General features: G+C 70.9%; 20 protein-coding genes. 16 read left to right on the top strand and 4 right to left on the bottom strand.

The genetic code is table 11. The features are described from left to right. The first annotated feature begins 5 nt into the window (after window positions 1-5). The 6 genes from lpxK (at window position 6) to SOM08_RS13825 (ending at window position 7096) form a co-directional block, all read left to right on the top strand. Entirely contained in the window at window positions 6-1046 is a 1041-nt protein-coding gene (lpxK, locus tag SOM08_RS13850; RefSeq protein WP_322469123.1) for a tetraacyldisaccharide 4'-kinase, read from the top strand. A gap of 29 nt (window positions 1047-1075) precedes the next feature. Next, window positions 1076-1285 (top strand): Trm112 family protein, encoded by a 210-nt coding sequence (locus SOM08_RS13845; protein ID WP_116957198.1) that lies wholly within the window; start codon window positions 1076-1078, stop codon window positions 1283-1285. After that, window positions 1282-2046 carry a 3-deoxy-manno-octulosonate cytidylyltransferase gene (gene kdsB, locus SOM08_RS13840; RefSeq protein WP_322470704.1) on the top strand — a complete coding sequence of 255 codons (765 nt, stop codon included), beginning with the start codon at window positions 1282-1284 and terminating at the stop codon, window positions 2044-2046. The genes SOM08_RS13845 and kdsB overlap by 4 nt, the downstream gene beginning before the upstream one ends. 141 nt (window positions 2047-2187) lie before the next feature. Then, window positions 2188-2844, top strand: a complete 657-nt coding sequence (adk, locus tag SOM08_RS13835) for an adenylate kinase (RefSeq protein ID WP_070398276.1) — start codon at window positions 2188-2190, stop codon at window positions 2842-2844. 142 nt (window positions 2845-2986) lie between these two features. Beyond that, complete coding sequence (locus SOM08_RS13830; protein ID WP_322469122.1) at window positions 2987-5716, top strand: autotransporter outer membrane beta-barrel domain-containing protein; 2730 nt, start codon at window positions 2987-2989, stop codon at window positions 5714-5716. 120 nt (window positions 5717-5836) lie between these two features. Further along, window positions 5837-7096: a divalent metal cation transporter gene (locus SOM08_RS13825; protein ID WP_322469121.1), complete on the top strand. Its 1260-nt coding sequence runs from the start codon at window positions 5837-5839 to the stop codon at window positions 7094-7096. 16 nt (window positions 7097-7112) lie between these two features. Here SOM08_RS13825 and SOM08_RS13820 read toward each other — a convergent pair whose 3' ends face one another. Next, entirely contained in the window at window positions 7113-7589 is a 477-nt protein-coding gene (locus SOM08_RS13820; RefSeq protein WP_116957194.1) for a DUF6152 family protein, read from the bottom strand. Between the two features lie 14 nt (window positions 7590-7603). Next, window positions 7604-8989, bottom strand: a complete 1386-nt coding sequence (locus SOM08_RS13815; protein WP_322469120.1) for an asparaginase — start codon at window positions 8987-8989, stop codon at window positions 7604-7606. 91 nt (window positions 8990-9080) lie between these two features. Here SOM08_RS13815 and lexA point away from each other — a divergent pair, with 91 nt between their 5' ends. From lexA to SOM08_RS13800, 3 genes are all read left to right on the top strand, one after another. Then, entirely contained in the window at window positions 9081-9764 is a 684-nt protein-coding gene (lexA, locus tag SOM08_RS13810) for a transcriptional repressor LexA (protein ID WP_070398273.1), read from the top strand. A gap of 133 nt (window positions 9765-9897) precedes the next feature. Beyond that, complete coding sequence (locus SOM08_RS13805) at window positions 9898-10197, top strand: hypothetical protein (RefSeq protein WP_116957193.1); 300 nt, start codon at window positions 9898-9900, stop codon at window positions 10195-10197. A gap of 48 nt (window positions 10198-10245) precedes the next feature. Then, a complete protein-coding gene (locus SOM08_RS13800) occupies window positions 10246-11253 on the top strand; it encodes a D-2-hydroxyacid dehydrogenase family protein (protein WP_116957192.1) in 1008 nt (335 codons plus the stop codon). A gap of 51 nt (window positions 11254-11304) precedes the next feature. On the opposite strand, the gene SOM08_RS13795 is transcribed toward SOM08_RS13800, so the two are convergent. Beyond that, window positions 11305-13380 carry a hypothetical protein gene (locus SOM08_RS13795; protein WP_116957191.1) on the bottom strand — a complete coding sequence of 692 codons (2076 nt, stop codon included), beginning with the start codon at window positions 13378-13380 and terminating at the stop codon, window positions 11305-11307. Between the two features lie 116 nt (window positions 13381-13496). Between SOM08_RS13795 and SOM08_RS13790 the strand changes: the two genes are divergently transcribed. The 6 genes from SOM08_RS13790 to SOM08_RS13765 all read left to right on the top strand — a co-directional run bounded on the left by SOM08_RS13790 (window position 13497) and on the right by SOM08_RS13765 (window position 19708). Further along, on the top strand, window positions 13497-15017 hold the full coding sequence (locus SOM08_RS13790; protein ID WP_322469119.1) for a 3-hydroxyacyl-CoA dehydrogenase: 1521 nt from the start codon (window positions 13497-13499) through the stop codon (window positions 15015-15017). Window position 15018: 1 nt separating this feature from the next. Next, a complete protein-coding gene (locus tag SOM08_RS13785; protein WP_116957189.1) occupies window positions 15019-15798 on the top strand; it encodes an oxepin-CoA hydrolase, alternative type in 780 nt (259 codons plus the stop codon). An 82-nt stretch (window positions 15799-15880) separates the two neighbouring features. After that, window positions 15881-16600, top strand: a complete 720-nt coding sequence (locus SOM08_RS13780; RefSeq protein WP_070400108.1) for a Crp/Fnr family transcriptional regulator — start codon at window positions 15881-15883, stop codon at window positions 16598-16600. Between the two features lie 28 nt (window positions 16601-16628). After that, the gene (locus SOM08_RS13775) at window positions 16629-17714 is read left to right on the top strand and encodes a phosphotransferase (protein WP_116957188.1); all 1086 of its coding nucleotides are present in this window, start codon (window positions 16629-16631) and stop codon (window positions 17712-17714) included. Window positions 17715-17744: 30 nt separating this feature from the next. Continuing rightward, window positions 17745-19004 (top strand): acyl-CoA dehydrogenase family protein, encoded by a 1260-nt coding sequence (locus tag SOM08_RS13770; RefSeq protein WP_116957187.1) that lies wholly within the window; start codon window positions 17745-17747, stop codon window positions 19002-19004. Beyond that, window positions 19004-19708, top strand: coding sequence for a glutathione binding-like protein (locus tag SOM08_RS13765; protein WP_116957186.1), 705 nt, complete (start codon window positions 19004-19006; stop codon window positions 19706-19708). The genes SOM08_RS13770 and SOM08_RS13765 overlap by 1 nt, the downstream gene beginning before the upstream one ends. 53 nt (window positions 19709-19761) lie before the next feature. Here SOM08_RS13765 and SOM08_RS13760 read toward each other — a convergent pair whose 3' ends face one another. Next, window positions 19762-20724, bottom strand: coding sequence for a LysR family transcriptional regulator (locus SOM08_RS13760; protein WP_116957185.1), 963 nt, complete (start codon window positions 20722-20724; stop codon window positions 19762-19764). 124 nt (window positions 20725-20848) lie between these two features. Here SOM08_RS13760 and SOM08_RS13755 point away from each other — a divergent pair, with 124 nt between their 5' ends. Continuing rightward, window positions 20849-21409, top strand: a complete 561-nt coding sequence (locus SOM08_RS13755) for a cupin domain-containing protein (protein ID WP_322469118.1) — start codon at window positions 20849-20851, stop codon at window positions 21407-21409. Window positions 21410-21440: the final 31 nt, after the last annotated feature.

Below are 21440 nucleotides of genomic sequence, written 5' to 3'. Positions count from 1 at the left end.
AGCCCATGACGGTCCGGGCCCGCCTCGAGGCCTGCTGGCGGGCGCTGAGCCTGCGCCGAGGGCCGGCCGCGCGCGCGCTGCTGCCGCTGGCCTGGCTCTATGGCGGGCTGCTGGCCTGGCGCCGATCGGCGTACCGGTCGGGGCGCCACCAGCCCACGCGCCTGCCGGTGCCGGTGATCGTGGTCGGCAACGTGATCGTCGGCGGCGCCGGCAAAACCCCCACCACCATCGCCCTGGTCGAGCACCTGCAGCGGCGCGGCTGGCGGCCGGGGGTGGTCTCGCGCGGACACGGCCGCGCGGGCGCAGCGCCCCAGGCCGTGCCCGCCGACGCCGACGCCGCACTCAGCGGCGACGAGCCCCTGCTGATTCGCCGTGCGACCGGCGCGCCGGTGTGGGTGGCCCGCGCGCGCGCCGAGGCCGCGCAGGCCCTGCTGCGCACCCACCCCGAGGTGAATCTGATCGTCTGCGACGACGGCCTGCAGCACTGGCCCCTGGGCAGCGACCTGCGCGTGGCGGTGTTCGACGACCGCGGACTGGGCAATGGCTGGCTGCTGCCCGCCGGCCTGCTGCGCGAGCCTTGGCCGTCCACCGATGCCCCGCGCGCGCCTCAGCTGGTGCTTCAGCAGGCACGCGATGGCGGCCCACCCCCCGCGCCACTGGCCGGCGGCCTGCCGGCCTTTGGCGCGCGGCGCTCGCTCGCGCCGCGCGCCGTGAACGCGCGCGGCGACAGGCTGGCGCTGGAGTCCCTGCGGGGCCAGGCGCTCACCGCCGTGGCCGGGATCGCGCGGCCCGAAGCCTTCTTCGACATGCTGCGCGCGCGCGGCCTGCGGTTGTCCGCCACCCTCGCGCTGGCGGACCACGCCGGCGCCGCCAGCCTCGAGCAGGCCCTGCGCGGCGCGCCGGGCCCGGTGCTGTGCACCGAGAAAGACCTGGTGAAGCTGTCCACCAGCGCACGCCCCGACCTCTGGGCCGTGCCACTGGTGCTCGACATCGACCCGGCCTTCTTCGCGGCCGTGGACGAACGGCTCGGCCCGCCGCCGGCCTGAGCGCCCCCCGGCGCCCCTATCATCACCGGATGGATTCCAAACTCCTCGAACTGCTGGTCTGCCCGGTCACCAAGGGCCCGCTCGTGCTCAACCGCGAGCGCCAGGAACTGCTCTCGCGCAGCGCCCGGCTGGCCTACCCGATCCGCGACGGCATTCCCATCCTGCTGGAGCACGAGGCGCGGCCCCTGAGCGAAGAGGAGGCCGCCCGCCCGCCCAAGCCCGCCGCGCCGCAGGACTGAGCGTGGCCCAGGGCTTCACCGTGCTCATCCCGGCGCGCCTGGCGTCCAGCCGCCTGCCGGACAAACCCCTCGCCGACATCGGCGGGCTGCCCATGGTGGTGCGCGTGGCGCGCCGCGCGGCCCTGAGTGGCGCCACGCGCTGCGTGGTGGCGGCCGACGATCCGCGCATCCTGGCCGCCTGCGCGCAGCACGGCGTCGCCGCGCTGGCCACGCGCGCCGACCACCCCAGCGGCAGCGACCGCCTCGCCGAGGCCTGCGCGGCGCTGGGGCTGGCCGACGACGAGGTGGTGGTCAATGTGCAGGGCGACGAACCCCTGATCGAGCCCGCATTGATCGATGCCGTGGCCGCCGAACTGCAGGCGCGCACCGACTGCGCCATGAGCACGGCCGCGCACGCCATCGAGCGGCGCGCCGATTGGCTGGACCCGAACGTGGTGAAGGTGGTGACCGACGCGCGCGGCACCGCCCAGTATTTCAGCCGTGCGCCCATTCCTTGGTGGCGCGACGGCATGGCCGGCGACGACCTGCCTTCGCCCGCGCCGCTGCGCCACGTCGGCATCTACGCCTACCGGGCCGCTTTCCTGCGGCGCTTCCCCACCCTGCCCGCGGCGCCCACGGAACGTCTGGAGTCGCTCGAGCAGCTGCGCGCGCTGTGGCATGGCGAGCGCATCGCGGTGCACCTCACGGCGCACGCGCCCGGCCCCGGCGTCGACACCCCGCAAGACCTGGCCCGCGTGCGCGCCTTGATCGGCGCGGCCTGAGCCCCGCACCGGCCTGGTGCGCGGCAAGGGCTTGTCAAGGGTCGCGTGCTATCCTCCGTCGGTTACCCCGGCGGCACGCCCTGGGGCCGCCGCGCGAGGGGGCAGCGGCGACGCGGTTGAAACTCTGACAAAAGGAAAGCGATGAGATTGATTCTGTTGGGCCCACCGGGGGCGGGCAAAGGGACGCAGGCCGCGTTTATCTGCGAGAAGTACCGCATTCCGCAAATCTCCACCGGCGACATGCTGCGCGCCGCCGTCAAGGCCGGCACGCCGCTGGGCCTGCAGGCCAAGGCCGTGATGGAAGCCGGCGCCCTGGTGAGCGACGACCTCATCATCAATCTCGTCAAGGAGCGCATCGCCCAGCCCGACTGCGCCAACGGTTTTCTCTTCGACGGCTTTCCGCGCACGATTCCGCAGGCCGACGCCATGAAGGCGGCGGGCGTCAAGCTCGACTATGTGCTCGAGATCGACGTGCCCTTCGACGCCATCATCGAGCGCATGAGCGGGCGCCGCTCGCACCCCGCATCGGGCCGCACCTACCACGTCAAGTTCAACCCGCCCAAGGTAGACGGCAAAGACGACGTGACCGGCGAGCCGCTGATCCAGCGCGACGACGACAAGGAAGACACCGTCAAGAAGCGCCTGGAGGTCTACAGCGCGCAGACGCGCCCGCTGGTGGACTACTACAGCCAGTGGGCCAAGGCCGAACCGGCGGCCGCGCCCAAGTACCGCGCCATCAGCGGCCTGGGCAGCGTGGACGAGATCACCGCGCGCGCCCTGCAGGCGCTCGGTTCCTGAGCGCCCCCCCGCCTGAGCCCCAGCACAATGCCCCGCAACCGCGGGGCATTTTTCTTGGTCGGCGCAGCCGCGCGATCGGCGACGGCCAAGGCACGGGCCAGAAGGCCATCAAGTTGCGCCAGCATGGACCGATGACAAACCAATGGGCCAGCAACACGCGTTCATTCCCCACCGGCGCTCGCGCCTGTCCCTGGCGGCCATGGCCCTGGTGTGGGCAACGCTGGGCACCCGCGTGGCGGTCGCGCAGTCCGTCACCGGCGTGGGCGACGTGAACCCGGGCCCCTTGCCGGTCCCGTCGCCGCACTGGGTCGAGGCCGGCGAGATCTACGTCGGCGACACCGGCGTCGGCACCCTGACCATCGAAGACGGCGGCACGGCCAGCAGCGGGAACGGCGCGCTGGGCTACACCGGGGGCACGGGCACGGTGATCGTCACGGGCAGCGACGGCAGCGGCAACGTGTCGAGCTGGACCATGCCGGGCGATCTGGCCGTCGGGGCGGGCGGCACGGCGTCGCTCTCGATCCTCAACGGCGGTCTGGTCAGCAACGCGCACGGCAACATCGCCTTTGGCGGCGGCACGGCCTCGGCCACCGTCTCGGGCGTGGATGCCCATGGCAACGCCTCCACCTGGATCAACACCAGCACGCTCACCGTGGGCAATGCCGGCGTGGGCTCGCTGCTCATCGAAAACGGGGGCCTGGTGCGCAGCGTCCAGGGCGCCATCGGTGGCACCACCGGCGTGGGCCCGGGCGTCTCCAGCGGCACGGTCACCGTCTCCGGCAGCGACGGCAACGGCCGGGTCTCGACCTGGAGCCTGGGCGACAACCTCTACGTGGGTTTTTCGGACCCGGGTGATCTCACCGTTGAAGCGGGTGGCGCGGTCAGCGGCCACACCGTCTACATCGGCTACGAAGCGGGCGGCAACGGCCTGGTCACGGTCACGGGCCGCGACGCCATCAGCGCCCGCGCGTCCAGCCTGGACTTTTCGGCGCAGTTGAACGTGGGCTACGAGGGCATCGGCGAATTGACCATCGAGGACCGCGGCACGGTGCTGGCGCCGCGCACCCAGATCGCCGTCCAGGCCGGCTCCAGCGGCACGCTGAGCCTGCTCGGCGACGCGAGCGGGCGCGGCGTGCTCGAAACGAACGTGGTGATCCGGGGCAGTGGCACCGCCACGCTCAACCTCAACGGCGGCATCCTGCGCGCGACCCTGAACGAGGCCGATTTTCTGCAAGGTTTCGCCACGCTGTCGGGTGGCGCCGAGGGCGTGTGGATCGACACGAACAACCACGCCGTCGGCGCCGGCACGGCCTTCACCGGCGCGGCGGACTTCAACAAGCTGGGCCTGGGCACGCTGACGCTGGGCGGCCTGAGCACCTACACGGGTGCCACCCGCGTGGCGGGCGGCACCTTGCGTGCCAGCGCCGCCGGCGCCTTCAGCGCCCACTCCGCGCACACCGTGGCGGCCGGCGCCACGCTCGACACGGCGGGCCTGGACCAGGCGGTGGCCAGCCTGGACAACGCGGGCACGGTCTCGCTGCTGGGCGCCGTCCCCGGCAGCCGGCTGACCGTCAACGGCGCCTATGTCGGCCAGAACGGCACGCTGAGGATGGGCACCGCGCTGGGCCACAGCGGCAGCCTCAGCGACCGGCTGGTGCTCGATGGCGCCGGCGCCAGCGCCAGCGGCACCACCACCTTGCACATCACCAACCTGGGCGGCCTGGGCGCGCTGACCACGGGCGACGGCATCGAAGTCATCAGCGCGCTCAACGGCGCCACCACCACCGCCCAGACCACCAGGGACGCGTTCCGCCTGGCCGGCGAGCACGTCGACGCCGGCGCCTACGAGTACCGCCTGTACGCGGCCGACGCCAACGGCGCCGGGGAAAGTTGGTTTCTGCGGTCCAGCGCGGTCGCGGGGGCCGCCGCGCCCGCCTACCGCGTGGAGGTACCACTGTTCGCCGCGCTGCCTGAGCAGCTGCGCCTGGGCAATGCCGTGATGGTGGGCAACCTGCACCTGCGCGTCGGCGATGGCGCCACCGCCGAACGGCAGACCTGGGCGCGGATCATCAGCGCCGAACGCCGCGTGAGCCAGCGCGGCGACGTGAGCCCGCGCAGCCGGGGCCGGCTCCACGGTCTGCAGGCCGGCATCGACCTGTGGGCCCGGCCGGGCTGGCGCGCGGGCCTGTACGTGGGTCAGCTCGACGGCGACATGCGGCTGCGGGGCCTGGCTGGCGGCATCGCGGAACAGGCGCTGGGCAGCAATGCGCTGCGCAGCCAGTACCTGGGCGTCTATGCGACCTACCGGCGTGCCAACGGCTTCTACCTGGACACGGTGCTGCAGGGCGCCCGCCACCGCTACAGCGTGTCGCCGCTGACCGCGCCGGCCAGCCATGGCAAGGGCGACAGCCTCCTGGCCTCGGTGGAAGTCGGGCGGGGCTACCCACTCGCGGCGGGCTGGGAACTGGAGCCGCAGCTGCAACTGGTGCACCAGCGCATGGCGCTCGACGGCGTGAGCATCGCCGGCGCCGACGTGCAGCAACAGCCCCATGGCAGCTGGGCGGCCCGGCTGGGTCTGCGGGTCAAGGGCGAGGTGTCGACCGCCGCGGGCGTGCTGCGACCGTACGGTCGCGTGAACCTGTACCGCAGCAGCCCAGGCAGGGATGTGGCGCGCTTCATCGGACCCGCCGGCTCCGCGGACGTGGCCACGGGCACGGGCGGCGCCAGCGCCGAGCTGGCCGCTGGCGCCACGCTGGCCTTGTCCACCGGCATCAGCCTCTATGGGGAAGTGGGCAGCGCCTGGTCCCTGGGCGGCGCGGCGCGGCACCGGGGTGGGCTCAACGGCAGCCTGGGACTGCGGGTGGACTGGTAAGCCCGAACCGGGTTTTTCTCCACCGGCCAACGGCCTGGGGCCATTGACGCGCAATGGCCGGCCGGGCCACGATCCGCGCCTCGCCCCGGCCGCCTCGGGGCCCAACGGGCAGGGAGCCTCATGAAAGCGATCCGTCCATTCGGCCTGCGGCGCGGTCTGCGCAAGCTCGGACCCGGCCTGATCACCGGTGCCGCCGACGACGATCCCAGCGGCATCGCCACCTACTCCCAAGCCGGCGCGCAGTTCGGCTTCTCCATGCTGTGGACGGTGGTCTTCACCCTGCCGCTCATGATCGCGATCCAGATCGTCAGCGCGCGCATCGGACACGTCACGCGGCGGGGCCTGGCCGCCAACATCCGGGCGGGTTTTCCGCGCTGGGTGCTGCTGGCCGTGGTCGGCCTGCTGCTGGTGGCCAACACGCTCAACCTGGCCGCGGACATCGCGGCCATGGCGGAGGCGCTGCGCCTGCTGGTGGGCGGTTCGGCCCACGTGTGCGCGGTGACGTTCGGCCTGCTCTGCCTGGTGCTGCAGGTCTTCCTGCCTTACCAGACCTACGTGCGCTGGCTGAAGTGGCTGACGCTGGCGCTGCTGTCCTATGTGGCCGTGGTGTTCACGGTGCACCTGGACTGGTGGACCGTGGCCCGGCAGATCGTGCGCCCGCCTCTCGCCCTCGGCCACGACGTGCTCCTGATGGTGGTCGCGGTGTTCGGCACCACCATCAGTCCCTACCTCTTCTTCTGGCAGGCGGCGCAGGAAATGGAAGACGCCAGCGGCCAGCCGCCCCAGACCCGACAGGACGTGCGCCGCCACCTTCGGCGCATCAAGATCGACACCAGCATCGGCATGGTGTTCTCCAACCTGATCGCCTTCTTCATCATCCTGAGCACGGCGGCCACGCTGCACGCCGCGGGCGTCACCGACGTCCAGACCTCGGCCCAGGCGGCGGAGGCCCTGCGGCCCGTGGCCGGGCCATTCACCTTCATGCTGTTCAGCCTGGGGATCATCGGCACCGGACTGCTGGCGGTGCCGGTGCTCGCGGGCTCCGCCGGCTACGCCGTGGCCGAGGCGGCGGGCTGGTCGGGCAGCCTGAGCGCGCGCCTGGACAAGGGGGAAGGCCGCGGCTTCTATGGCGTGATCGCCACCGCCACCGTGGGCGGCGTGCTGCTGTGCTTCACGTCGATGGACCCCGTCCGGGCGCTGTTCTGGTCGGCGGTGATCAACGGCGTGATCGCCGTGCCCATCATGGCCGTGATGATGCTGCTGGCCGCCCAGCCCTCGACGATGGGCCCGCACGTCATCGGCCCGCGGCTGCGCGTGCTCGGCTGGATCGCCACGGTCGCCATGGCGCTGACCGTGGGCGCCATGCTGGCCACGCTGTGAGCCGCGCCGGCGCGGCTCAGACCGGGCTGGAGCGCAAGCCGTAGGCCTTGTCGCTGACGAACAGGTACTCCACGCGCAGCACCGGCTCGCCGCGCTCGCCCTCGAAGGCGAAGCCCACCATGGCCATGCTGTCGCCCACCTTCAGCTCGGGTACCTGCCACTGGTTCAGGCGAAAAATGGGCGCGAGTTCGATCTGCCAGCGCCGGTCCCGCCGGCGCGGCACCGTGGCGCGCGCCAGCAGCGCGGCACCGTCCACGCCGGCCGACTGCGCCGGCAGCGACCGGCTCGCCAGACCCGCGGGCACGGCCAGGTTCTCGGGCACTTCCAGCACCAGTTCGGCGTGCGGGTTGCGCCACGCCACCTGCACGGCCTTGCCCTCCAGGTAGAGGGGGCGGCTCTGGTCGAAGCTGCTCCAGCCATGGTGCGCGCGCGCGGCACCGGCCACGCCCCCCAGCGCCAGGGCGCCGGCCTGCAACAGGGTTCGTCTGTCCATCGTCCTGCACTCCTTCAGACGTAGCCGATCCAGCGGCCACAGGTCAGCACCGTCAGCCACAGCAGCGTGGACACGCCCAGCAGGGCGCGCGCCGTGCCATCCAGGCGCTGCAGCGAGCGGCGGCCATGGAACCAGCCCGCGTTGCACGCCGCCAGCGCGATCAGCGCCATCTTGGCTGTGAACACCCGGTTGCCCAACAGTTCCGAGGGCATGGTGGCGAACATCGTCAGGCCGCTGGCCGCCGCCAGACCGAATCCCAGCACGGCCAGCCCGAGGCTCAAGCGCGCCAGTGGCTGCACCGGCAGTGCCGCGCCCAGGCCCCACACGCGCGCCTCCAGCAGCAGCAGATTGCCCAGCAGCAAGGCGACGCCCACGAGGTGCGCCACCTCCAGCATGGGGTAGGCCCAGGGATGGGCGCCCAGCGCGGCGAAGGCGTCCACCCTCAGGCGTCCAGCAACTCGAGCGCCAGCGCCCAGCGCGCCTTGGGCGGCGACAGGCCGTCGATGTCGGCGAAGGGCTGCTGGGGGTACGGCACCGGCGGCGCGCCGTTGCGGTTGGCGATGACCACGCGCACGCCGGCCGCCTCGGCCTCGCGCAGCGCGGCCTCGAGTTCGGCGTGCAGCGACGCATTGCCCGTGCCCGACACCACGATGCCCTGCACCCGCGCCGCGGGCGGCGCGGCCAGCAGTGCGTGCACCGGCCAGGCCGCCGCGTCGGCGTGGCTGCTCAGGCCAGGCCACGCGCGGCATCGCGGTCGCACGCAGGAAGGCCTGCAGCCGCGCCGCGTGGCGCGCCGCCGCGGGCCAATCGCGAAAGCGCCGCACGCGCCCCTCCTCCACCAGCGCGATCACGCCGGCGTCGCCGGAATCGAAAGGGTCGGTGCGGTACGGGTGCTGCTTGGCCACTTCAAGAGGGCCGTGCACCCGCCCCGCGCACACCACCAGCACGCCGCGCGCGCCCGGCTCGGTGGCCACGGCCACGGCATCGCTGAGGTTCTGCGGGCCGTCGGGCGACACCGCCGTGGCCGGGCGCATGGCGCAGGTCAACACCAGGGGCTTGGCCGGCGCCAGCAGCGTCTGCAGCAGGTACGCGGTCTCCTCGATGGTGTCGGTGCCGTGCGTGACCACCAGCCCTTGCACGGCGGGGTCGGCCAGGTGCCGGCCCGCCCGCCCCACCAGCCGCTGCAGATCGGCCAGGCGCATGTCCTTGCTGTTGATCTGCGCCACCTGTTCGAAGGCCATGTCCCGCCCGCGCAGCGCGGGCAGGCCGGCCGCCAGGTCCTCGACCGGCACCGCCCCCGCGTCGTAGCCCACGTTGTCGCCCGCGCGCTCGGCCCGGCCGGCGATGGTCCCGCCCATGCCCAGCACGACGATCCGCGTGGCCTTTGTGCCCTCACCCACTTGCCTTCTCCAAATAACTGGTTAAAAATACAGATACTGGATGCCCAGACAGTGCCCAGTTCCGGCCCACCAGCCCTTGATGCGAGGTTCCATGCTCGACACCCAAGCCGCTCCCAAGCTCACCGCCCGCCAGCAGCAGATCCTGGCGCTGATCCAGACCGCCATCGCGCGCACCGGGGCACCGCCCACGCGCGCCGAAATCGCGGCCGAACTGGGCTTCAAGTCGGCCAACGCGGCCGAAGAGCACCTGCAGGCCCTGGCGCGCAAGGGCGTCATCGAACTGGTCAGCGGCACCTCGCGCGGCATCCGCCTGCGCCGGGCCGACCTGCAGAGTATCCATGCGGCCCGCGACAGCCAGCTCTCCCTGCCGCTGCCCGGTCTGGCGCAGCTGGTGCTGCCCCTCATCGGCCGCGTCGCGGCGGGCTCGCCCATCCTCGCGCAGGAGCACGTCGACCAGACCTACAGCGTCGAGCCCAGCCTGTTCCAGCGCACCCCCGACTACCTGCTGCGCGTGCGCGGCATGTCCATGCGCGACGCCGGCATCCTTGACGGCGACCTGCTCGCCGTGGCCTCCACGCGCGAGGCGCGCAACGGCCAGATCGTGGTGGCCCGCCTGGGCGACGACGTCACCGTCAAGCGCTACATGCGCCTGCGCGACCACATCGAACTGCACGCCGAAAACCCCGACTACCCCACCATCGTGGTCGAACCCGGTGAACCCTTCGAAATCGAGGGCTTGGCCGTGGGCCTGATCCGCAACAACTTCCAGAACTGACCCGAGGGGTCGGCGCCGCCACTGCGGGTGGCGGGCGTTGCCTGAAGCGGCCACCGGCCGCTCACGCAACCCCGCAGCGACGGCATTCCAGATCAATCCTGCCTGTGTTCAACCCCTTGACGAGGTGTTTCACATGGGACTGTTCTTCCACTCCTTTGCATCGAACAGCTGGCGCAAGCCCCTGCAACTGATCGACTGCTGGTTGCCCGAGCCGCACACGCGCGCGACCCCCAGGCCCACGCCGCCCGCCACCCCCGCCGTGCGCCGCTTTGCGCGCGCGGGCTGGCTGGGCCGCTCGGCGGCCAACGCCTCGCACGCACACGACGGCCGCGTCGCGCTCGCGGGCCGCATCGACGAGGTCTGCCGTGAGCTGGACCGCCTCGCGGCGCTCGACGGCGCCGCGCCCGCCACGCTGCAACGCCGGGTGGCCTGAGCGCGCCGCTGCCCGGTCGCCACAAAGGGGCCGGGCACAATAGGCGGCATGAACATCGTGATCCTCGACGACTATCAGGACGCCGTGCGCAAGCTGCATTGCGCCGAGAAGCTCGAGCCCTACCCCGCCAAGGTCTTCACCAACACCGTCAAGGGTGTCGGCCAGCTGTCCATCCGCCTGCGCGACGCCGACGTGCTCGTGCTGATCCGCGAACGCACCCCCATCACCCGCCAGCTCGTCGACAAGCTGCCCCGCCTCAAACTCATCGCCCAGACCGGGCGCGTGGGCAGCCACGTCGACGTCGGCGCCTGCACCGAGCGCGGCATCGCGGTGGCCGAGGGTGTGGGCTCGCCCGTGTCCACGGCCGAGCTCACCTGGGCGCTGGTGCTCGCGGCCATGCGCCGCATCCCGCAGTACGTCGCCAACCTCAAGCACGGCGCCTGGCAGCAGTCGGGGCTCAAGTCCTCCGCCATGCCGCCCAACTTCGGCGTGGGCATGGTGTTGCGCGACAAAACCCTGGGCGTGTGGAGCTACGGCCGCATCGGCCAGCTGGTGGCCGGCTACGGCCGCGCCTTCGGCATGCGCGTGGTGGTGTGGGGCTCCGAGGAAGCCCGTGCGCGCGCCGTGGACGACGGCTACGACGTGGCCACCTCCAAGGAGGGCTTCTTCGAATGCTGCGACGTGCTCAGCCTGCACCTGCGGCTGGGCGAACGCAGCCTGGGCTGCGTCAAGCTCGACGACCTGCTGCGCATGAAACCGACCTCGCTGCTGGTGAACACCTCGCGCGCGGAGCTCATCGAGCCCGACGCCTTGATCACCGCGCTCAACCGGGGCCGCCCCGGCATGGCGGCCGTGGACGTGTTCGAGTCGGAACCCATCCTGCAGGGCCACGCGCTGCTGCGGCTGGAGAACTGCATCTGCACCCCGCACATCGGCTACGTGGAACAGGACAGCTACGAGATGTACTTCAGCGCGGCTTTCGACAACGTGGTGAATTTCATCCGGGGCACGCCGACGAACATCGTCAACCCCGGGGCGCTGCAGGTGCGCCGCTGAAAAAAAGCCGGGTCATGTGACCCGGCCGGCTTGGAGCGGAGAGGTCACCGCTCAGGAGCGGCGCTCTCCGCCCTCGCTGTCGCCCTCGTCGCGCGGGGCGCGCACCTCGTTGGGGCGGGGGTCGTTGTCCACGATCTCGAAATCGATCAGGCTGCTCTCGCCACTGCGCAGCGCACCACCGCGCCCGGCGGTGGGCTCCACCGGCACGTCCACCTCGGGCAGCGAGGCCTCGAACTGCGACTCGGCCTCCAGGTCTTCCAGGTTCACGTCCAGCCCCTGGCGGGCCGAGGCGGGCGGGATCACGTGCAGGTCCATCGGCACGGTGCGGCGCTGCGGGTCATCACCCGTGACCGTGAGCGGCGCGTTGCGCGACACCGCCTTGAGCGGCTGCATGGAAGTATTGCGGAACTCCTGCGGCGGCAGCGTCTGCGATTCGCGCTGAACGATGTCCTTGGCGATCGCGTGCAGCATCAGCAGCTCGCGGTAGGCCTCCAGGTCGAACACCTCGGTGTCGCCCTCCTCCGCATCACGGAACAGGCTGCGCTCGATGAGGTCCAGCACGCGCGGCTGCGGCCACAGCGCCTGGATGCGCCCAAAGGCCGACTCGTAGGCGTCCAGACCGCGGCCTTTGTCGGCGTAGCGGTCGAAGGGCGGCGCGCCGGCGTTGAACACGCGGTTGAACTCCTCGCGCAGCGCCCCGTATTCGTCGCGGCGGCCCAGGCGGTGGTACAGGCGGAACAGGTCAAGGTAGGCCAGCGGGCTGGGCTCGTGGCTCTCGGCCAGGTGGTTGCGCAGCACCGCAATGGCCTGGTCGTCCTCACCGAGCGAGACGAAGAAGTCGGCCTGTTGCTGCACGTCGAACAGTTCCTCGGCGGCCACGGAGCGCGAGACGTTCATCGCGCTGGGCGCGAAGTCGCGCCGGTCCTGGGGCGGCACCGTGGCGCCAAAGCCCGGTGTGCGGCGCGGCGCCGCCTGCAGGGGCGCGGGCGTGGAATCCACGTCCAGGTCAACGTCCACGGCGTCCAGTGGCACCGGCGCGCTGGGCTGCAACGCCGCATGGCGCGAGGCGCGCGGCTGGGCCTCGCCCTCTTCGTCCGGGCCGTCGGTCCACCAGGCGCGCGACGCGTCGGAGGCGATGGGGGTGTCTTGCCGCTGGCGGCGCACCAGGGCGACCAGCGCCGCCAGGGACACCAGCAGCAAACCGCCGAGCAAGAAGACGAGCCAGTTGGCGTAGCGCTGCTCCTGGGCCTGCGCAAGCTGCGCGCTCAGTTCGGCCACGCGCGCCTGATCGCGCTGCTGCGACTCGCGGAAGCGGGCCATGTCGGCCTCCAGAGCGGCCAGGCGCTCGGCGTTGCGGCGCGACTCCTCGTTGGCCGCCGCCAGCGCGGCTTCCAGCGGACTGGGTTCGGCGGGCGCCGCGGCCGCAGCCTCGGGCGCGGCGTTGGGTGAGGTGCCCGCGCTCAGGTCGGGGGGGTCGAGCCGCAGGCGCGGCGCACCGGCCGGTGCCTTGGCGGCGCCGTCCTTGGCGCTGGGTACGGGCGTGGGGGCTGGTGCCGCCGCGGCGGAAGCGGCCGGCGCGGGCGCCGCCGCTGGCTTCGGGCGCGGCGCCACGGGCACCTTGGACGGCTTGATGGGGGCCCGCGGGCGCTCGCGCACCACGGGCGCGGGGGCGCGCTCAGGCGTGGCGGCCCGTGCGGGCGGCGCCGCCACCTGGGGCGCCGGGGCCGGCGCCGGCATGGGAGCCGCGGGCAAGGGCATCGCGTCGACGGCGCGGGGCGCGGGAGCCGCCGCCACCGCCGGTTCGCTCACCAGATCGGCGAGCAACACATAACGGCGGGTGAACGGCAGGCCGCAGCCGGCGCGCACCGACAGGGTGACGATGGGTTCGTTGACCGGCAGGCTGGCGACGACGCGGGCGATGCCCGTGAGTTCGCCGGGCGCGGCGCGCGGGGTGACGGTGACGAAGTTCGGCGTGACCTGGACGTCGCCGTAGAAGACGTCGGCCTGGAGACACTGGGTGGCGATGTCCTCGCCGGGGGCCAGCATCACCTGGAACTGCACATCGAGTGGCTGGCCGATCAGCGCCGCCCCACTGTGGCGCCCGAGCGTGACCGCCGGACTGCTCACGGCGGTTGATAGCAAAATGCAGGCTGTCCAGATCTGGCGCACGTCGGATTTCCCTCCAGAAGGTTGAAACATTTTGTCATAGGCAAACTGGCTATCAACCGAAATACAACACACATATGCAATCCTTTTTTAAACGTGCGGCGGTCGTGGGCACCGGCGCCATGGGCCGCGGCATCGCCCAGATGGCCGCGCAGGCCGGCGCCGAGGTCTGGCTGTTCGACGCCCAGGCCGGTGCCGCCGCCGGCGCGCGCGACGCCCTCGCCAAGACCTGGGACACCCTGCAGGGCAAAGGCAAGCTCGACGCCGCCACGCGCGACGCCTGCGTGCAGCGCCTGCGGGTGGCCGAGTCCCTGCAGGACCTCGCGGCTTGCGACCTCGTGATCGAGGCCATCGTGGAGCGGCTGGACGTCAAGCAATCGGTCTTCAAGCAACTGGAGGACGTCGTGGCCGCCGACGCGGTGCTGGTCAGCAACACCTCCTCGCTGTCGGTCACCGCCATCGCCGCCGCGCTCCAGCATCCGGCGCGCTTCGCGGGTTACCACTTTTTCAATCCGGTACCGCTGATGAAGGTGGTGGAGGTCATCGCCGGCCTCAAGACCGACCCGGCCGTCTGCGAGCGCCTGGCCGGCTTCACCCGCGCCTACGGCCACACGCCCGTGAGCGCGCAGGACACGCCGGGCTTCATCGTCAACCACGCGGGCCGCGGCTACGGCACCGAGGCCCTGCGCGTGGCGGGCGAGCGGGTCACCGACTTCGCCACCATGGACCGCATCCTGAAAGACCAGATGGGTTTCCGCCTCGGGCCCTTCGAGCTGATGGACCTCACCGCCCTGGACGTGTCGCACCCGGTGATGGAGTCCATCTACCACCAGTACTACGAGGAACCGCGCTACCGCCCGAGCGTGATCACCGCGCAGCGCCTGGCCGGCGGCGTGGTGGGCAAGAAGGTGGGTGACGGCTTCTACCGCTACGTGGACGGCGCGGCGCAGGTGCCGCCCGAGCCGCCCGTGCCGGCCGTGAACACGCTGCCGCCGGTGTGGGTCTCGCCCAAGGCCGCCCGCCGCCAGGAGCTGTACCAGTTGCTCAAGAACCTGGACGCCCGCATCGAGACCGGCGCCGCGCCCAGCGAACAGGCCCTGATCCTGGTGGCGCCGCTGGGCATGGACGTGACCACCCTGGCCGCCGTGGAGCGCCTGGACGCCACGCGCACCCTGGGCATCGACATGATGCTGGAGGACGGCGCCACCAGGCGCCGCGTGCTCGCCACCAACCCCGCCACCCGCCCCGACATGCGCGACGCCGCGCACGCCCTGTTCGCCCGCGACGGCAAGGCCGTGAGCGTGGTGCGCGACAGCGGCGGCTTCGTCACGCAGCGCGTGGTGGCCACCATCGTCAACATCGCCGCCGACATGTGCCAGCAAGGCATCTGTTCGCCGGCCGACCTGGACGTGGCCGTCACCCTGGGCCTGGGCTACCCGATGGGCCCGCTGGCCATGGGCGACCGCATCGGCCCCACCAACGTGCTCGAGATCCTCTTCAACCTGCAGACGGTGTACGGCGATCCGCGCTACCGCCCCTCGCCCTGGCTGCGCCGCCGCGGCGCGCTGGGCCTGAGCCTCACGCACGAGGAAATCTGACATGAGCGCCAGCCTGAAGAGCCACAGCGTGGGCGCCACCATGGTGCTCACCATCAGCAACCCCGAGCACCGCAACGCGCTCGGTCCCGAGATGTACGCGGCCGGGGTGGAAGCGCTCAACGTGGCCGAGAGCAGCGCCGACGTGCGCAGCGTGGTCATCGTGGGCGAAGGCCGCCACTTCTGCGCGGGCGGCAACCTGCAGCGCCTGCAGGGCAACCGGCAGCAGCCACCCGAGGTGCAGGCCGAAACCATCTCGGGCCTGCACAACTGGATCGAGACCATCCGCGCCTTCCCCAAGCCGGTGATCGCGGCCGTCGAGGGCGCCTGCGCGGGCGCGGGCTTCTCGCTCACGCTGGCCTGCGACTTCATCGTCGCCGCGCGCGACGCGGTCTTCGTCATGGCGTACAGCAACGTCGCCATCTCGCCCGACGGCGGCGGCAGCTGGGCGCTGGCGCGCGCCTTGCCGCGCGCCACGGTGATGCAATTGCTGATGGCCGGCGAGCGCATCGCGCCCGAGCGGCTGCAGCAGCTCGGCGTGCTCAACACGCTCACCGACGCCGGCGCCGCGCTGGGCGAAGCCCTGGCGCTGGCCGAGAAGCTGAACGGGCGCGCGCCGAACGCCCTGGCCAGCATCAAGGAACTCGTCAACGACGCGGACACGAACCCGCTGCACACGCACCTGGCGGCCGAGCGCGAGCACTTCGTGCGCAACCTGCACCACCCCAACGGCGGCGAGGGCATCGCGGCCTTCCTGGAGAAGCGGACCGCCCAGTACCGCTGACCCGCACCCGGCCGCACCGGCTCGGCGGGGCCGGTCCCCGGCGCGACAGGCCAGCCCCCTCCAGTCACTCAAACGACAGACCATGGACGAGCCCATTCTGACAATGGAAGAACGCGAGGCGATCAACAGCGGTCGCTGGTTCAACACCCTCTCACCTTCCCTGCGTCACGACATCCTTCGATGCGCCTACGTCAAGCGATTCAAGGACGCCGACCTGATCGTCGCGCGCGGCGAGCCGCCGTCCGAATGGACGGCCGTGGCCAAGGGAGCGGTGCGCGTGAGTTCGACCTCGCTGTCGGGCAAGCAGATCACGCTGACCTACGTGGAGCCGGGTGTGTGGTTCGGCGACGTGGCGATGTTCGACGGCGACCAGCGCACGCACGACGCCTATGCGCATGGCGCGACCACGCTGCTGTGCGTGGCCCGCAACGATTTCCAGAAGATCCTGTCCTCGCACGTGGAGCTGTACGAGGCACTGATGCGCCTGCAGGCGCGGCGCATCCGCACCCTGTTCGGGCTGGTGGAGGACCTCAACACCCTGCCCTTGCGCGCACGGCTGGCCAAGCAGCTGCTGCACCTGGTGCGCAGCTACGGCGTGCCCTGCCTGAACGACGGCAACGAGACGCGCATCGGTCTGCAACTGGCGCAGGAGGAGCTGGCGCAGCTGCTGGGTGCCTCGCGCCAGCGCGTGAACCAGGAACTCAAGTCCATGGAGCGCGAGGACGCCATCCGCATCGAGCAGGGGGGCCTCGTGATCCGCAACCGGGCCGCGCTGATGCGCATCGCCGAAGCCGACAGCTGACCCTTTCCCACCAGCCGACGACCGCCGCATGAACGACGCACAGAACTTCACCGGCACGCGGCCGGTGTCCGACCAGCACGCCTTCGACGCCGCCGCGCTGGAGCGCTGGCTGGCCCCGCGGCTGGAGGGCTTCGTGGGCCCGCTCACGGTCGAGATGTTCAAGGGCGGCCAGTCCAACCCCACCTACAAGCTGATCACGCCCGCGCGCGCGTACGTGATGCGCGCCAAGCCCGGCCCGGTGGCCAAGCTGCTGCCCTCGGCCCACGCCATCGAGCGCGAGTTCCGCGTGATGAGCGCGCTGGCCGGCACCGGTGTGCCGGTGGCGCGCATGCACGCGCTGTGCGAAGACGAATCGGTCATCGGCCGCGCCTTCTACGTGATGGAGTGTGTGGACGGCCGCGTGCTCTGGGACCAGTCGCTGCCCGGCCTCGGCAACGCCGAGCGCGGCGCCATCTACGACGAGATGAACCGCGTGCTGGCCGCGTTGCATTCGGTGAGGCCCACGGCCATCGGCCTGGCCGACTACGGCAAGCCCGGCAACTACTTCGAGCGCCAGATCGGCCGCTGGAGCAAGCAGTACCAGGCCTCCATCACCCAGGCCATCCCCGAGATGGAGCGCCTGATCGACTGGCTGCCGAAGAACATCCCCGCGATGGCGCGCGACGAGACCCTGGTCTCGGTGGTGCACGGCGACTACCGGCTCGACAACCTGATGTTCCACCCGAGCGAGCCGCGCATCCTCGCGGTGCTCGACTGGGAACTGTCCACGCTCGGCCACCCGCTGGCCGACTTCAGCTACCACTGCATGTCCTGGCACATCCCGCCGGGCCTGTTCCGAGGCATCCAGGGCCTGGACCTGCCGGCACTGGGCATCCCCAGCGAGCAGGACTACATCGCCCGCTACTGCGAGCGCACCGGCTTCGCCACGCCCGAGCAACTGCGGGCCGACTGGGCCTTCTACCTCGCCTACAACATGTTCCGCCTCGCCGCGATCCTGCAAGGCATCGCCAAGCGCGTCGAGGCCGGCACCGCGTCCAGCGCTCAGGCCGTGAAGTCGGCCGCGGGCGCACGTCCCATGGCCGAGATGGCCTGGCGCTTCGCCAACGGCGGCTGAGCCGCCCCGCCCCACACACCAGGAGAAACCATGGAATTCGACTACAGCGACAAGGTCAAGGGCCTGCGCGAACGGCTGCTCGCCTTCATGGACGAGCACATCTACCCCAACGAGGCGCGCTTCTTCCAGGAGATCGAGGCCAACCGGGCCAAGGGCAACGCCTGGGTGCCCACCAAGATCATCGAGGAGCTCAAGCCCAAGGCCCGCAAGGCCGGGCTGTGGAACCTCTTCCTGCCGCGCAGCCCGCGCGCGCCCGAGGGCCTGTCCAATCTGGAGTACGCGCCGCTGTGCGAGATCATGGGCCGCGTGCCCTGGGCGCCCGAGGTCTTCAATTGCTCGGCGCCCGACACCGGCAACATGGAGACGCTGGAGCGCTACGCCTCCGAGGCCCTGAAGGACCAGTGGCTGGAGCCACTGCTCAAGGGCGAGTTCCGCTCGGCCTTCCTCATGACCGAGCCCGAGGTGGCCTCCAGCGACGCCACCAACATCCAGTGCCGCATCGAGCGAGACGGCGACCACTACGTCATCAACGGCCGCAAGTGGTGGTCCTCGGGCGCGGGCGATCCGCGTTGCGCGGTCTACATCGTGATGGGCAAGACCAGCCCGGACGCGCCGCGCCACTCGCAGCAGAGCATGATCGTGGTGCCCTCGAACGCGCCCGGCATCACCGTGGTGCGACCGCTCTCGGTGTTCGGCTACGACGACGCGCCGCACGGCCACATGGAGGTGGTGCTCAAGAACGTGCGCGTGCCGGCCGGCAACATCCTGCTCGGCGAGGGCCGCGGCTTCGAAATCGCGCAAGGCCGCCTGGGCCCGGGCCGCATCCACCATTGCATGCGCTCCATCGGCGCCGCCGAGCGGGCGCTGGAGCTCATGTGCCAGCGCCTCAACAGCCGCGTGGCCTTCGGCAAGCCGGTGTCGGCGCAGTCGGTCTGGCACGAGCGCATCGCCGACGCGCGCTGCCGCATCGAGATGGCGCGCCTGCTCACGCTCAAGGCCGCCTACATGATGGACACCGTGGGCAACAAGGTCGCCAAGGCCGAGATCGCCATGATCAAGGTGGTGGCGCCCAACATGGCCTGCGAGGTAATCGACATGGCGATCCAGGCCCATGGAGGCGGTGGCGTCAGTGGGGACTTTCCCTTGGCCTACAGTTACGCCAACCAGCGCACCCTGCGCCTGGCCGACGGGCCCGATGAGGTCCATCGCCAATCCATCGCCAAACTCGAACTCGCCAAGCACATGGCCGTGCCTGGCGAGGTCGAGATGCCCATCACACGAGGAAGCTGATGATCGACGTCCACTCCTGGCCCACGCCCAACGGGCACAAGGTTCACATCATGTTGGAGGAGTGCGGCCAGCGACTGGGCCGGGACTGGCAGGTGCACGCGGTCAACATCGGCGCGGGCGACCAGTTCAAGCCCGACTTCCTGGCCATCAGCCCGAACAACAAGATCCCGGCCATCGTCGACCCCAACGGCCCGGGCGGCCAGCCCATCAGCCTGTTCGAGTCGGGCGCCATCCTGGTCTACCTGGCGAGCAAGTTCGGCCGTTTCCTGCCCAAGGGCGACCGCGAGCGCTTCCAGGTGCTGGAGTGGCTGATGTTCCAGATGGGCGGCGTCGGCCCCATGCTGGGCCAGGCGCACCACTTCCGCCTCTACGCACCCGAGAAGATCGACTACGCCGTCAACCGCTACACCAACGAGGCCAAGCGCCTGTACGGCGTGATGGACCGCCAGCTCAAGGGCCAGCCCTGGATCGCCGGCAAGCAATACACCATCGCCGACATCGCCATCTTTCCCTGGCTGCGCAGCTGGCAGAACCAGGGCATCGCCTGGGCCGACTACCCGCGCCTGAAGGACTGGTTCGACCGCATCGCCGCGCGCCCGGCGGTGCAGCGCGGCGTGGCCGTGCTGGCCGACGCGCGCAAACCACTCACCGACGACAAGTCGCGCGACATCCTGTTCGGCAAGACGCAGTACGAGAAGCGCTGAAGGCAGCGCAGCGGCGCACGGCGTGCCTGGCTCGCAGGCGCTGCCCTCCTGCGCTACGCCCGGATCCCGTCTCTCAGCAGCGACCCGGTTGCCGGCGGCGTTGGCTCCAGCAGCGCTTGCGTCACGGCCCGCAGCTGCTCGCGCACGAAGGACTGCAGGCCTTGCCGGTGCGTGCGGTCATGCCACACCATGCTGCAGCGCACGGGGTCTACCTCGAAGGGCAAGGGGTGCACCTCGATCGGAAGGAAGGACGCGTAGTGCGTGGCCATCCAGGTCGGCAACACGGCCAGGTGCGTGCTGGCCGCGACGATGTGGGCCATGGGCGGCAGCGAGGACACGCGCACCATGCGCCGCCGGGTATGCCCTTGCGCACCCAACGCAGCATCGATAGTGGCCTCCATGGTCGAACGCGGCGAGAAAGGCGATCCGAACACCACATGCGTGGCATCCAGGTAGTCCTGCAGCTCGATCGGCCCCGCGGCCTGCGCGCGGTTCGAACGGATGCACGACAAGGTCTGCGTGAACAGCTCGGTGCAGCGCAGATCCGAGGGCAAATTCGGAAAATGTCCCACCGCGATGTCGCACTCGCCTTCGGCCAGCCAGTCGCGCAGGCGTTCCGCGTCCGGTAGCCGAAAGTCCAGCGTCACCTGCGGCGCCGTGGCGGCCAAGGCGCCCGCCAGCATCGGCATGAGCGCGATACCCACCGAGTCCGGGGCCGCGAGGGTGACGCTGCCGGCCGCCTGCTGAGGATCAAGTGGCGCTTCGTTGCCGAAGATCTCATCGACCAGCGACAGGCTCGCCCGCACCTTGTCGATCAACGTTTCCGCCCGCTCGGTGAGCTTGAAGCCCTGAGGCGTTCGGATCAGCAAAGGGTCGCCAGTCAACTGGCGCAGGCGGGACAAGGCGTTGCTCATACCCGGCTGGCTCATCTCCAGCTTCTGCGCAGCACGCGTCACCGAGCGCTCGCTCAATAACGCGTCCAGGCAGACGAGCAGGTTGATGTGGTTGCGATTCATCCGCGGGTCTCCATACCGGTCATCAATGTGCGCATTGCATGTGCTTGCTTGTCCCAGGCCGCGCTCGGGTGATGCAATGGGAATTCACCGCTCCCTGCGACCGACTATATAGAGAAGGCACCCCATGAGCATCGACACCGTCCGCCCCACGCACCAGGACATGCAGCGTTGCGTGGCCCGTTTCTCCGAGCTTTCTCGCTGCGAGGAAGGACTGCCTGATATGCAATTGCCTGAATGCCGGCGGGCCTTTCTGAACGTGCTGGGCTTTGAGCAACCACGTGGCGAAGGCCAGTTCTCACCCTTTGGCGACAAGGCGCGCGCCAAGGTCTCCCACCTCACCGCGGGCTTCGGTGTGTCGTTTATCCAGGCCGCGCCGGGCAAGGGCGTTCTGATGCACACCCACGACACGGTGGAGACCTTCATGGCGATGAAGGGCCGCTGGAAAGTGGAATGGGAAGGCGCCGAGGGCGATGCCCACGTGCTGCTGGAGCCGCTGGACTTCATCGCCTTGCCCGTGGGCGTGCAACGGCGGTTCGAATGCGTCGAAGCGCCCTTGGGGGAACCCGAAGGCCTCTTGCTCGGCATGATCGGCGGCAACGCGCCGGCCGCAGAGATATCCCCCAAAGGCGTGCAACGCCTGATCGAGGCGGGCATCTACAAGGCCGATGGCACCATGGCCAGCTAGCCACATGCACCGCGCAACCGAACGGGCCCGG

Source organism: Hydrogenophaga sp. SNF1, assembly GCF_034421675.1.
In the GTDB taxonomy this organism is placed as follows: Bacteria; Pseudomonadota; Gammaproteobacteria; order Burkholderiales; family Burkholderiaceae_C; genus Hydrogenophaga; species Hydrogenophaga borbori.
Note: the sequence above shows the minus strand (reverse complement) of the source record. Positions and strands in the feature narration are given on the sequence as shown.